Below are 12,300 nucleotides of genomic sequence, written 5' to 3' on the forward strand. Positions count from 1 at the left end.
TCGCGCCACACTCCCCCCGCGCGGGGGCAAGGTCAAGCGTCAGCCACGCTGAAGCTTGACCGCCTCGCTCCGCGCGAGTTTCAGGAAATGCGCCATGAAGGGCCGTGTCGCGTCCTCCTCGCGGGTGGCGGCATACATGCGCTTGACCACGCCCCGCTCGGTCAGCCGCCGCGTCACGTAGTCGGACTGCCGCTTCACGTCGCGCAGCACCCAGTCGGGCAGCACCGCCACCCCCCGGTCCGAGGCGACGAGCATCAGGATTACCGCGGTCAGTTCCACCTGCCTGAGCCCCCGCGGCTCCACCCGCGCGGGGGTGAGCAGGGTGGAAAACACGTCCAGCCGGCTGCGATCCACCGGGTAGGTGATCAGGACCTGGTCGCGCAGATCCTCCGCCTCGATCCAGGGCCGCGCCGCAAGCGGGTTCGAAGCTGCCGCGACGAGGGTCGGCGAGTAGTCGAAAAGCGGGTTGAAGACCGCCCCCGACGGCCCGTCCGGATCGGAGGAGATCACCAGGTCGACCTCCTCGCGCATCAGCGCGGGGAGCGCGTCGAAAGCCAGGCCCGCGCGGATGTCCACGTCCACCTCGGGCCAGGCGCGGCGGAACTGTTCGAGCACGGGGAAAAGCCAGTCGAAACAGGCGTGGCATTCCATCGCGATGAAAAGCCGCCCCGACCGGCCGGAGCGGAGCGCGCGGAACTCCTCCGACAGGGCGTCAAGCTCGGGCAGGATGCGTTCCGCCGCGCGCAGCATCCGCAGGCCCGCCGCCGACAGCCGCAAGGGCCGCGTGCGGCGCGCGAAAAGCTCCACCCCCGCCTGATCCTCCAGCCCCTTGATCTGATGCGAGAGCGCCGACTGGGTGATGTTCAGGATATCCGCCGCCCGCGCGAGGCCGCCCGTGTCGTGGATCGCCTTGATCGTGCGCAGGTGGCGCAGCTCCAGGTGCATCTTGTTGCAAACCTCATATAGATGATGAGTATTATGAATTTGTCTCACATCACAAAAACCGGCACAAGGGGCGCAAGCAATGAGGTTCCCATGACGCCCCGCATCTCCTTCGAATTCTTCCCTCCGCAGACGCTCGACGCCTCCTTCCGGCTTTGGGAAACGGCGCAAAGCCTGGCGCCGTTGCGCCCCAGCTTCGTCTCCGTCACCTACGGCGCGGGCGGGACGACGCGGAAGCTGACGCATGAGGCGGTGGGCGCCATCGGCCAGAACTTCGGCCTGTCCGTCGCCGCGCACCTCACCTGCGTCGAGGCGTCGAAGGCCGAGACGCTGGAGATCGCCGAGGCCTATGCGGCCGCCGGCGTGACCGAGATCGTGGCGCTGCGCGGCGACCCGCCGAAGGGTGCCGGCGCCTTCCGCCCCCATCCCGAGGGGTTCCGCGACACGGTTGAACTGGTCGAGGCGCTGGCCTCCACCGGCAAGTTCAAGGTCCGCGTCGGCGCCTATCCCGAACGCCACCCCGAGGCGGCCGACACCGCCGCCGACATCCTCTGGCTGAAGCGCAAGATCGACGCCGGCGCGACCTCGGCCATCACCCAGTTCTTCTTCGAGGCCGAAACCTTCTTCCGCTTCCGCGACGCCTGTGAAAAGGCCGGGATCGACGCGCCGATCATCCCCGGTATCCTGCCGATCCAGACCTGGGACGGGGCAAAGCGCTTTGCCCGCCGCTGCGGCGCCCACATCCCCGGTTGGCTCGAGGAGGCCTATGCCCACGCCGTCCGCGACGGGCACGAGGCGCTTCTGTCCACCGCGCTCGCGACCGAACTCTGCGACGACCTGGTGCAGGGCGGGGTCGAGGACCTGCACTTCTACACGCTCAACCGCCCCCAGATGACCCGCGACGTCTGCTTCGCGCTGGGACTGGCCCCCGAGGTCTCCCTGCAGAACGTGGCCTGAGCCGTCGTTGCTGCATTGGCCCCGAAGCATTGTCTTCGGGGCTATTTTCTTTTCGCCTCACGCCTCGCGGACGTGGCGGGCAAGGGCGCGGCGGGCCGCGCGGGAACGGTCGCGCGCGGTCGGATGGATCGCCTCGGACGGGTCCTGCCCCACTGCCCTGCGGGCGCGGAACAGGAAGGCCCGTCCCCAGCCGCGCCACGACCCGACCGAGGGCGCGGCCGGGTCGGTCGGGAAATCGCCGCGCCAGTCAACCGGCATCGGCAGGCCACAGGCTTCGGCCTTTTCCAGCATCCAGACCAGCGGAATGTTGGCCAGCGGACGCGCCCTGTCCAGACTGCCCACCTGCCCGCCCACATCGCCATGTGCGCCCCGGAACCACACCTGTTCGATCCGCCCCTCCCACGGGCTGCCTTGGGTGTCCCACAGGATCGGGTTGTAGGCGGCCCGCGTCTCGTCCAGCGCCAGCGCCTGGTAGCCGTGGCGGATGTGCGGGCCCAGCGCGTGGCTGTGAAACTCGTGCCTGGGCTCCGTCCACATCCACAGGAAGGGCAGGCGCAGGCCCAGCGCCTTGACCGTGTCGAAGACGCCGACCATCTCGATCGCGACCTCTGGGTGGCAGTGGCGCCGCACGAAGATGTCGCGGATGCGCGACGGGTCCGTGCGGCGGTAATAGCGGTAAGCCAGCCGCACGTTCCGTTCCGTCGCGCAGTCCGCGCGCAAAAGCCCCACCTGGTCGATGATGCCCGCCAGCGAACGGACCGCGAAGGCGCCGCGGGAAAACCCGAACAGGAACACCCGGTCGCCGGGGCGGTAGCGCGTGGCAAGCCAGCCGTAGGCGCGCTGGATCTGCCGGTTGATCCCCCGCCCCATCGCCACGTCGCGCGCGTCGCGCCAGCTGCGCCACTGCACGCCCGGTTCATAATAGATCGACATGCGGGTAGATCGCGGCACCGCGCAAAGCGTGCGGTAGATGCGGCCGATGTTGGTTTCCTGCCCCGGTTCCAGCGACGACATTGTGCCGTCGATCAGGATCACATGATCGGTGGGGCCCCGACCGCGCGGCGGGGTCTGCACCTCGACCGCCGCTTCGCGGCCGAAGCCGAGCATTCCCCACAGCCGCCGCGCGATGTCGCGCATGGTTCCGCCGTCTCCTTCCCGGATCGTGTTCCCTTGTGGTTCGTCCATCATTGCGCCACCACGCCGCCCCGTCCAGCCAAGATGCCGTGACAGTCTGCGCCGCAAGGATGAACGCGGTCTTTTGGGGCGGGGCGCCGGAAACGAAAAACCCGCGGGCAGGACACCCGCGGGCGAAGGGCCGGTCGTGCGCGGGTGCTCAGAGGCCTAGCGACATCACCGTGGCGATGGAGAGATCGCCGAAGCCGTTGAAGCGGGTGTTGGTCGCCGTCGAATAGGCGCCCATCCCGGCGAAGACGAGGTAGTCGCCCTCCTCCATGTCGGCGGGCAGCGGCAGTTCGCCCGGCAGCCGGTCGACCGAATCGCAGGTCGGGCCGAAGACGATGCGGTCGCGGCCCGCGCCGGTGCGGACGACGCCGCGTTCGGACAGGACCGTCACGCGGTCGATCGTGCCCATCAGCGGCAGTTCGTCCATCGCGCCATAGGCGCCGTCGTTGAGGAACACGTGTTCATCGTCGCGGATGCCCTTTACCCGCGCGGCGAGCGAGAAGCTTTCGGCGACAAGACCCCGCCCCGGCTCGCACACCAGCGCCGGGGGTTCGCCCGCGAAGGCCTCCTCTGCGACGCGGCCGATCAGCGCGAAGATCGCGTCAAGCTGCGGCAGTTCGGTGTGCAGCCGGTGCGAGGGGAAGCCGCCGCCGACGTTCAGCCGGCGCGCCTTCACGCCCGACAGGCGGCAGATCTCGGCCGCGGCGCGCAGGTAGGCGTCCCACGCCATCGGGTCGGTGCACTGCGTGCCCGGATGGAAGGTGAGCGAGGGGATGAAGCCCGCCGCCGCGACCGCGCGCAGCAGCTCCACCGCCTTTTCCACGGTCGCGCCGAACTTGGCTCCGAAGTTGTAGGTCGCGCCCGACACCGGCAGCTTGAAGCGCACGGTGATCTCGGTCCCCTTCGCGGGCACCAGTTCGACCAGCTTGGCAAGCTCGGAATGGCTGTCCACCGAGTAGGAGCAGACCCCCATGCCCACGGCATAGGTGATCTCGTGCCGCGCGCGGACGGGGTTGTTGTAGTGCATGGCCGCGCCGGGGGCGAGCCGCGCGATCATCTCGATCTCGGCGGGCGAGGCGACGTCAAAGCCCTTCACACCAGCGGCGACCAGATTCTGGATCACCATTTCCTCCGGGTTGGACTTCACCGCGTAGGTGACAAGCCCCGGGAAACCCTCGATGAATCGCCGGGCGGTCGCCTGCAGCACCGTCGGCGAGAAGAACATCACCGGCGCATCAGGCCGTTGCGTGCGAAGAAATTCGGACGGATTCGTCCAGATCGTCTTGGAAAGCCCCATCGGCGTGTCCCCTGCCAACAAGGCGCAGCCACCTCTTGCCCGGCACTACCGGCTGGAAAGCGCTTACGCATTTGACCAAACCAGGTAAGGTGCGTATGAGCCGCCCTTTTTCCTGAACGTGCGGGGCGATATGGGGCACATTCCGACCGATCGGAAGAGTGGATTTGCCGAAAAATCCTGTTAAAACGACGAAACTGACAATCACAACGCCGGTGTTGCACGATGGACGAACTCGACAAGGCCATTCTGGCCCAACTGGGCACCGACGCCCGCACCTCGGTGGCGACGCTGGCGCGCAAGCTGAAGGTGGCGCGATCCACCGTGCAGGCCCGGCTTGAACGGCTGGAAGGCACCGGCGTCATCGCGGGATATACCGTGAAGCTGGGAGAGGCCGCGCGCCAGGGCCGCATCCGGGCGACGATTCTCCTCAATATCGAGCCGCGCGCACAGGCGGCGGTGCTGGCGCGCCTCAAGACCATCCCGGAGGTCGAACGCGCCTACACGACCTCGGGCCGGGTGGACCTTCTGCTGCATGTCGCGGCGGCATCCACGACGATTCTCGACAACGTGCTGGACCAGCTGGGCGCGCTGACCGGGGTGAAAAGCTCCGAAAGCCTGATCCACCTGTCCACGAAGATCGACCGCGCCGCCTGATCCGCATTGTTTTCCTTGCGTCGCGGCGGAAAATCCGCTCCCCTCGCCGCCAGACAACGGCGGGGGTCTTCGAATGAAAACGGTCAGCTTCACCCAGATGAAGGACGGCACCAGGGAAGACTACGAATTCCTGACCGCGCACGAAATCGACCACACGAAACACACGGCCGACCGGCTCTTGGGCGCGCTGGTCGAACTGGACAAGAGCCTGTCGGGCTACCAGATCACCCGGCTGGGCCATTCGGTGCAGTCGGCCACGCGGGCCTGGCGCGACGGGGCGGATGTCGATTGGGTCGTCTCGGCCCTTCTGCACGACATCGGCGACATCTATGCGCCCTACAACCACGATGAATACGCCGCGACCATCCTGAAGCCCTTCGTGCGCGAACAATGCACCTGGGTCGTCCAGACGCACGGCGATTTCCAGATGCTCTACTACGGCCACCACCTTGAGGGCTTCGATCAGCACAAGCGCGAGCGTCACCGGGGCAACCCCTATTTTGACGACTGCGCCGAGTTCTGCGAACGCTGGGACCAGTCGAGCTTCGACCCCAGTTACGACACCCTGCCGATCGAGTTCTTCGCGCCGATGGTGCGCGCCGTCTTCGACCGCAAGCCCTATGACCCGGCGGTGATCCGGCGCGGCGAACGCGTGCCCCTGACCGACGCTGGCGTTGCCGCCACCCGCTGAGACGGCCCGCCCGCCCCTTCCCCTTCGCGCGCCCATTCGCTAAGGGAAACCCGAGATGTGACGGGACAGCGAACCATGCCGATGGAAAAGACCTTCAACGCCGCCGAGGCGGAACAGCGCCTTTACGACGCCTGGGAAAAGTCCGGTGCCTTCCGGGCCGGCGCCAACGCCTCGCGCGCGGAAACCTTCTGCATCATGATCCCGCCCCCGAACGTGACCGGCTCTCTCCACATGGGCCATGCGTTCAACAACACGCTGCAGGACATCCTCGTGCGCTGGCACCGGATGCGCGGTTTCGACACGCTCTGGCAGCCCGGCCAGGACCATGCGGGCATTGCGACCCAGATGGTGGTGGAGCGTGAACTGGCGAAAACCAACCGCCGCCGCACGGATATGAGCCGCGATGACTTCACCGCTCTGGTGTGGGAGCAGAAGCAGAAGTCCGGCAACACCATCATCGACCAGTTGAAGCGGCTCGGCGCCTCCTGCGACTGGTCGAGGAACGCCTTCACCATGTCCGGCGCCCCAAACGCGCCGAAGGGCGAAGAGGGCAACTTCCACGACGCCGTCATCAAGGTCTTCGTGGAAATGTACGACAAGGGCCTGATCTACCGCGGCAAGCGGCTGGTGAACTGGGACCCGCATTTCGAGACCGCGATCTCCGACCTCGAGGTGGAGCAGATCGAGGTGCAGGGCCAGATGTGGCACTTCAAGTACCCGCTGGAAGACGGCCAGACCTACGAATACGTCGAGAAGGACGAGGAAGGCCGCGTCACCTTCCGGGAGACGCGCGACTACATCTCCATCGCCACCACCCGGCCCGAAACGATGCTGGGCGACGGCGCGGTCGCGGTTCACCCGTCGGATGAACGCTACGCGCCAATCGTCGGCAAGCTTTGCGAAATTCCGGTGGGCCCGAAGGAACACCGCCGCCTGATCCCGATCATCACCGACGAATACCCCGACCCCACTTTCGGCTCGGGCGCGGTGAAGATCACCGGCGCGCATGACTTCAACGACTACGCCGTGGCCAAGCGCAGCAACATCCCCTGCTATCGGCTGATGGACACAAGGGCACACATGCGCGCCGATGGCGCCCCCTATGCCGAGGCTGCTGCCACCGCGATGGCAGTGGCCAAGGGAGAAAAGACCCTGACCGAGGCCGAGGTGGACGCGGTCAACCTCGTCCCCGACGACCTGCGCGGGCTTGACCGGTATGAGGCCCGCAAGCGCGTGATCGCCCAGATCAACGCCGAGGGGCTGGCGGTGACGGTCCTCACGAAGTCCATCGACAAGGAAACCGGCGCCGAGCACCTCGAACGCATCCCCCTGGTCGAGCAGAACAAGATGATGCAGCCGCATGGCGACCGCTCCAAGGTCGTCATCGAGCCGATGCTGACCGACCAGTGGTTCGTCGACACGGCCAAAATCGTCGAACCCGCGCTGGACGCCGTCCGCAAGGGCATGGCGGCGCAGGAGGCCGGGACCTTTGACGAAAAGGCCGGCTACACCCGCATCCTGCCCGAACGCGACGCCAAGACCTATTTCCACTGGCTGGAAAACATAGAGCCCTGGTGCATCTCGCGCCAGCTCTGGTGGGGTCACCAGATTCCGGTGTGGTACGGGCTCGGCATCCATCCGATCGTCTTTGTCGACGACGAGGCCGACGGCGCCCTCGATGAGGTCGAGATGTTCCGCCTCTTGCGCGAAGGCGCCTTCGACGGACAGGACCCCGCCACATACTGCGCCGCGAGCTTTGCGGCCGCAGCCGACAGGGCGCGCGACGACCTCGCGGCCCTGCCGACGCCGCTGCACGCGGCGCGCGTCGTCGAAGTTGCCGACAAGCATGAGGCCATGGCCGCCTTCACCGCCGCGCTCGGCGAATACGAGGTCACGCAGGACCCGACGCGCCTCATCTACCCGGTCTGGCGCGACCCCGGCGTCCTCGACACCTGGTTCTCCTCCGGCCTCTGGCCCATCGGCACGCTCGGCTGGCCCGAGGACACGCCGGAACTGAAGAAATACTTCCCCACCGATGTCCTCGTCACCGGCTTCGACATCATCTTCTTCTGGGTCGCCCGGATGATGATGATGCAGTTGGCCGTCGTCGATCAGGTCCCCTTCCACACCGTCTATGTCCACGCCCTCGTCCGCGACGAGAAGGGCCGGAAGATGTCGAAGTCCTTGGGCAACGTCATCGACCCCCTCGACCTCATCGACGAATTCGGCGCCGACGCGCTGCGCTTCACCCTCACCGCGATGGCCGCGATGGGGCGTGACCTGAAACTCTCGAAGGACCGCATCGCCGGCTACCGGAACTTCACCACGAAGCTCTGGAACGCCACCCGCTTCGCCGAGATGAACGCCGCCCTGCCCCGCGACACCGGCGGCGCCCGGCCCGAGCCGTCCCACACCGTCAACCGCTGGATCATCGGCGAAACCGCGCGCGCCCGGCTCTCCGTCGACGAGGCGCTGACGGCCTACCGCTTCAACGACGCCGCCAATACGCTCTACGCCTTCGTCTGGGGCAAGGTCTGTGACTGGTACGTCGAATTCGCCAAACCGCTGATGGACGGCGACCAGGCGGGCGAAACCCGGGCGACCATGGCCTGGGTCCTCGATCAGTGCTGCACGCTTCTCCACCCCTTCATGCCCTTCATCACCGAAGAACTCTGGGGCCAGACCGGCACGCGGTCGAAGATGCTCGTCCACGCCGACTGGCCGGCCTACGGCGCGGACCTGATCGACGCCGACGCCGACCGCGAGATGAACTGGGTGATCGCGCTCATCGAGGAGATTCGCTCCGCCCGGATGCAGATGCATGTCCCCGCCGGCCTCAAGCTCCCCGTCGTCATGACCGCGATGGACGACCGCGGCCGCGCCGCCTGGGCCCGCAACGAACCGATGATCGCGCGCCTCGCGCGGCTCGACGGCATGACCGAAGGCGCGGCCCCGAAAGGCTCGATCACCGTCGCGGTCGAGGGCGGCAACTTCGCGATCCCGCTCGAGGGCGTCATCGACATCGCCGAGGAAAAGGCGCGCCTGTCGAAGGCGCTGGAAAAGCTCGACAAGGATATGAACGGCCTGCGCGGGCGGCTGTCGAACCCCAAGTTCGTCGACAGCGCCCCGGAAGAGGTTGTCGAGGAAACCCGGGAAAAACTTGCCCTGGGCGAGGAAGAGGCCGCGAAACTCAAGGCGGCGCTCGCCCGCCTGGCCGAGGTCGGCTGACCCCACTTCTTCTTTTCCCAAGTATCCCGGGGGTCCGGGGGCAGCGCCCCCGGCCTTGCCGCGCTGCCTCGCCTTTCCCATATCAGGGCAAGGAGGTTGCCATGTCCAACTGGCTGAACCGTGTCGCCGAACGCCGGATGCTCAAGGCCCGCGCCGAAGGCAAACTCGACCATCTCCCCGGCGAAGGCCGCCCGCTCCCCGACCGCCCTGGCGATGCCTTCGTCGATCCCGGTCTCGCCGTGGGTTTCCGCATCATGGCCGAGGCCGGGGCACTGCCGCAGGAGATTGTTCTCAAGCAGGAGCTTGCCGCCGCGAAATCGGCCTACGCCGAGGCGACGACAGAAGAGGAGTGTCACCTGGCCATGCGCCGCATCGCCACGCTCGACCTCAAGATCGCGATCGCCGAGGAAGCCCGGCGCAAGTTCCTTAAGCCCTGACCGCTCAGGCGAGGTCGGAGGGCGCGATCGGGGGTGCGTCGTCGTGGCGCGGCACCGTCTGGCGCTCGATCTTGCGGGTCACGCGCGGCGGCTCTGCCCCCCGGTGCAGCGCGCGGATCGCCTGGTGCACGGCATCATCGGCCCGGGTACGCCGCGCCAGGTGGCGGGCGTAGTCCACCCAGGTCGGGACGTAGTATTTCTCGCTCCACTGCTCCGGCCGCTCCAGGTCGCGCAGAAGCGACCAGCGCCGCGCCCCGTCACGGATACGAATGCGGCGGCGCTCCTGCATCAGCGCCAGGAATGCCGGTACGTCGCCCTGCGCGATCTCGTAATCCACCATGATGAAGATCGGGCCGCTCCGCGCCCTGAGGTCGATCCGGGGCTCTGCCGCGGTCATCAGGCCAAGCGGCGTCAGGTCGAGCCCGCCGAAATCGCTGACCCGAAGGATCCAGCCCGCAAGGCCGCCCGCGACCAGAACCGCCGCGGCCAGGCCAAGCGCGGTGGCGATGCCCGCCTGATCGGCGATCCAGCCCCAGGCCCAGGACCCGCCCGCCATGCCGCCGAAGGTCGCCATCTGGTAAAAGGCCAGTGCCCGGCCCAGTACCCAGCGCGGTGTGGAGAGCTGCACCGTCGTGTTGAAGAGCGACAGCGCCATCACCCAGCAGGCGCCGGCCAGCAGGAGCGCCGGCACCACCGCCACCCTGACCGGCAGCAGCGCCAACGCCGCCGCCGCCAGCGCAAAGCCCAGAAAGCCGATCTCGACCACCCGCTCGTTCTTCAAGGCCGCCCGGAGCCGGGCATTCATCAGCACCCCGCCGATGGCACCGACCCCGAAGCAGCCCAGATACACCCCGTAGTCGAAGGCCGTGCCCGCCATCGTGTCGCGGGCATAGACCGGCAGAAGCGCCATGATGGAGGAGGCGCCGACGCCGAAGATCGCCGCCCGCGCCATCACCCGGAGAAGCGCGGGCGACATCGCCGCATAGCGAAACCCCGCGCCAATCGCGGGCGCCACCCCTTCGCGTGGCAGGCGCGCGTCGCGTTCCCCGCGCGGCAGGCGGGCAATGCCGATGATGAAGGCGACATAGCTCGCGGCATTGATCGCAAAGGCTGCGGCCACGCCGGCCGCGGCGACGATCGCCCCGCCGATCGCCGGGCCGACCGACCGCGCGAGGTTGAAGCCCATCGAGTTCAGCCCCACCGCACCCGGCACCTGCTCGCGCGGAACGATGTCGCCGATCGAGGCCTGCCAGGACGGGTTGAACAACGCCGTGCCGCAGCCGATGAGGAAGGTGAATGTCAGCAGCAGCCAGGGCGTCAGCCCGCCCGCCCAAGCCACAAGCGCCAGCGCGACCGAGACCGCGAACATGAAGACCTGCGCCGTCAGCATGATCCGCCGCCGGTCGAAATTATCGGCCAGTGCCCCGGACACCAGCGAAAAGATCATGATCGGCAAGGTGTTCGAGGATTGCACCAACGCCACCATCGAATGGCTCGCGGTCAGGCTGCCCATCGCCCAGGCCGCGCCCACCGCCTGGATCAGCGACCCGAGGTTCGACACCTGGCTGGCCAGCCAAAGCTCTCGGAAGCTCCGGTTGGACAGGGGCGCAAGGGTCGGGGGCGCAAGTGTCGGGGATGCGGCGATCTTCTGTCTCCTGACCCGGCGCGGGATGCGCCGACACATCATTACTGCGCCCGGCCGCGGGCAAGGGCAAGGGGACCCGGGCAAAGCCGCTTGCCGCGCCCGGGATTATCTGCTTCTCCTCGGCCCATGCCCGGACCCCGCTTCACCCCGCTCGCCCTCGGCCTTCCCGCCACCGTGCCCTTCGTCGGCCCCGAGACGCAGGAACGCGCGCGCGGCCGTCCCTTCGCGGCGCGCCTCGGCGCCAACGAGAATGTCTTCGGCCCCTCGCCCCGCGCCGTCGCCGCTATGGCCCGGGCGGCGGCTGATGTCTGGATGTACGGCGACCCCGAGAACCACGACCTGCGCGCCGCTCTCGCCGCCCATCATGGCGTGGCGCCCGGCAACATCGTCGTGGGCGAGGGGATCGACGGGCTGCTGGGCTATCTCGTCCGCCTGCTCGTCGCCCCCGGCGACGCGGTGGTGACCTCGGACGGGGCCTATCCCACCTTCAACTTCCACGTCGCGGGCTTCGGCGGGGTTCTCCACAAGGTCCCCTACCGGGGCGATCACGAGGACCCGGAGGCCCTGATGGCCCGCGCCGCCGAGACCGGGGCGAAGCTTGTCTACCTCGCCAATCCCGACAACCCGATGGGGTCCTGGCACGGCGCCGACAACATCGCCCGGATGATCGCCGCCGTCCCCCCCGGCACGCTTCTGGTGCTCGACGAAGCCTATGTCGAATTCGCCCCCTCCGGCACCGCCCCCGCGATCGACCCCGAGGACGCGAGCGTGATCCGCATGCGGACCTTCTCCAAGGGCTACGGCATGGCCGGTGCGCGCGTGGGCTACGCCATCGGCGCGGCCCCGCTGATCGCGGCCTTCGACAAGATCCGCAACCACTTCGGCATGGGCCGGATCGCCCAGGTCGGCGCGCTTGCGGCACTTGGCGACGGGGATTGGCTGGCGCAGGTGCAGGCGCGGGTCGCAGCCGCCAGGGAAAGCCTCTCGGCGGTCGCGCGCGACAACGGTCTGCGCCCCCTGCCCTCCGCCACCAACTTCGTCACCATCGACTGCGGCGGTGACGGCGCCTTCGCCCGCCGCGTGCTTGCGGAACTTGTCGCGCGCGACATTTTCGTGCGCATGCCCTTCGTCGCCCCGCACGACCGCTGCATCCGCGTCAGCGCCGGCCGACCGCAAGACCTTGCCGCCTTCGCGGCGGCACTGCCCGCAGCCCTCGCGGCCGCGCGCGCGTGACCCCTCTTCATTCTGGCGCAAATACTCCGGGGTC

Annotated in this window: 10 protein-coding genes; 6 read left to right on the top strand and 4 right to left on the bottom strand. The window is 68.0% G+C overall.

Annotated features, from left to right (window positions below):
- Nucleotides 1-39 precede the first annotated feature (39 nt).
- The gene (locus N5I32_RS09040; RefSeq protein ID WP_261495072.1) at nt 40-945 is read right to left on the bottom strand and encodes a LysR family transcriptional regulator; all 906 of its coding nucleotides are present in this window, start codon (nt 943-945) and stop codon (nt 40-42) included.
- A gap of 90 nt (nt 946-1,035) precedes the next feature.
- Here N5I32_RS09040 and metF point away from each other — a divergent pair, with 90 nt between their 5' ends.
- Entirely contained in the window at nt 1,036-1,899 is an 864-nt protein-coding gene (metF, locus tag N5I32_RS09045) for a methylenetetrahydrofolate reductase [NAD(P)H] (protein WP_261495073.1), read from the top strand.
- A 57-nt stretch (nt 1,900-1,956) separates the two neighbouring features.
- Here the strand turns inward: metF and N5I32_RS09050 are convergent, their stop codons facing one another.
- Both N5I32_RS09050 and N5I32_RS09055 read right to left on the bottom strand, forming a co-directional pair.
- The gene (locus tag N5I32_RS09050; RefSeq protein WP_439648180.1) at nt 1,957-3,036 is read right to left on the bottom strand and encodes a T6SS phospholipase effector Tle1-like catalytic domain-containing protein; all 1,080 of its coding nucleotides are present in this window, start codon (nt 3,034-3,036) and stop codon (nt 1,957-1,959) included.
- 196 nt (nt 3,037-3,232) lie between these two features.
- Nucleotides 3,233-4,378 (bottom strand): type III PLP-dependent enzyme, encoded by a 1,146-nt coding sequence (locus N5I32_RS09055; protein WP_261495074.1) that lies wholly within the window; start codon nt 4,376-4,378, stop codon nt 3,233-3,235.
- 222 nt (nt 4,379-4,600) lie between these two features.
- Here N5I32_RS09055 and N5I32_RS09060 point away from each other — a divergent pair, with 222 nt between their 5' ends.
- From N5I32_RS09060 to N5I32_RS09075, 4 genes are all read left to right on the top strand, one after another.
- On the top strand, nt 4,601-5,032 hold the full coding sequence (locus N5I32_RS09060; RefSeq protein ID WP_261495075.1) for an Lrp/AsnC family transcriptional regulator: 432 nt from the start codon (nt 4,601-4,603) through the stop codon (nt 5,030-5,032).
- Nucleotides 5,033-5,105: 73 nt separating this feature from the next.
- Entirely contained in the window at nt 5,106-5,723 is a 618-nt protein-coding gene (locus N5I32_RS09065) for an HD domain-containing protein (protein WP_261495076.1), read from the top strand.
- Between the two features lie 75 nt (nt 5,724-5,798).
- Nucleotides 5,799-8,951 carry a valine--tRNA ligase gene (locus N5I32_RS09070; protein ID WP_261495077.1) on the top strand — a complete coding sequence of 1,051 codons (3,153 nt, stop codon included), beginning with the start codon at nt 5,799-5,801 and terminating at the stop codon, nt 8,949-8,951.
- Between the two features lie 101 nt (nt 8,952-9,052).
- Nucleotides 9,053-9,388 carry a DnaJ family domain-containing protein gene (locus N5I32_RS09075; protein WP_261495078.1) on the top strand — a complete coding sequence of 112 codons (336 nt, stop codon included), beginning with the start codon at nt 9,053-9,055 and terminating at the stop codon, nt 9,386-9,388.
- Nucleotides 9,389-9,392: 4 nt separating this feature from the next.
- Here the strand turns inward: N5I32_RS09075 and N5I32_RS09080 are convergent, their stop codons facing one another.
- Entirely contained in the window at nt 9,393-11,072 is a 1,680-nt protein-coding gene (locus tag N5I32_RS09080) for an MFS transporter (protein ID WP_261495079.1), read from the bottom strand.
- 87 nt (nt 11,073-11,159) lie between these two features.
- Here N5I32_RS09080 and N5I32_RS09085 point away from each other — a divergent pair, with 87 nt between their 5' ends.
- Complete coding sequence (locus N5I32_RS09085; RefSeq protein ID WP_261495080.1) at nt 11,160-12,266, top strand: pyridoxal phosphate-dependent aminotransferase; 1,107 nt, start codon at nt 11,160-11,162, stop codon at nt 12,264-12,266.
- The last annotated feature ends 34 nt before the right edge of the window (nt 12,267-12,300 follow it).

This window comes from Albidovulum sediminis (genome assembly GCF_025380365.1).
GTDB lineage: Bacteria > Pseudomonadota > Alphaproteobacteria > Rhodobacterales > Rhodobacteraceae > Albidovulum > Albidovulum sediminis.

Coding starts and splice junctions, on each gene's coding strand:
- N5I32_RS09040 (WP_261495072.1), bottom strand. CDS start 945: ATGCACCTGGAGCTGCGCCACCTGCGCACGATCAAGGCGATCCACGAC.
- metF (WP_261495073.1), top strand. CDS start 1,036: ATGACGCCCCGCATCTCCTTCGAATTCTTCCCTCCGCAGACGCTCGAC.
- N5I32_RS09050 (WP_439648180.1), bottom strand. CDS start 3,036: ATGCGCGACATCGCGCGGCGGCTGTGGGGAATGCTCGGCTTCGGCCGC.
- N5I32_RS09055 (WP_261495074.1), bottom strand. CDS start 4,378: ATGGGGCTTTCCAAGACGATCTGGACGAATCCGTCCGAATTTCTTCGC.
- N5I32_RS09060 (WP_261495075.1), top strand. CDS start 4,601: ATGGACGAACTCGACAAGGCCATTCTGGCCCAACTGGGCACCGACGCC.
- N5I32_RS09065 (WP_261495076.1), top strand. CDS start 5,106: ATGAAAACGGTCAGCTTCACCCAGATGAAGGACGGCACCAGGGAAGAC.
- N5I32_RS09070 (WP_261495077.1), top strand. CDS start 5,799: ATGCCGATGGAAAAGACCTTCAACGCCGCCGAGGCGGAACAGCGCCTT.
- N5I32_RS09075 (WP_261495078.1), top strand. CDS start 9,053: ATGTCCAACTGGCTGAACCGTGTCGCCGAACGCCGGATGCTCAAGGCC.
- N5I32_RS09080 (WP_261495079.1), bottom strand. CDS start 11,072: ATGTGTCGGCGCATCCCGCGCCGGGTCAGGAGACAGAAGATCGCCGCA.
- N5I32_RS09085 (WP_261495080.1), top strand. CDS start 11,160: ATGCCCGGACCCCGCTTCACCCCGCTCGCCCTCGGCCTTCCCGCCACC.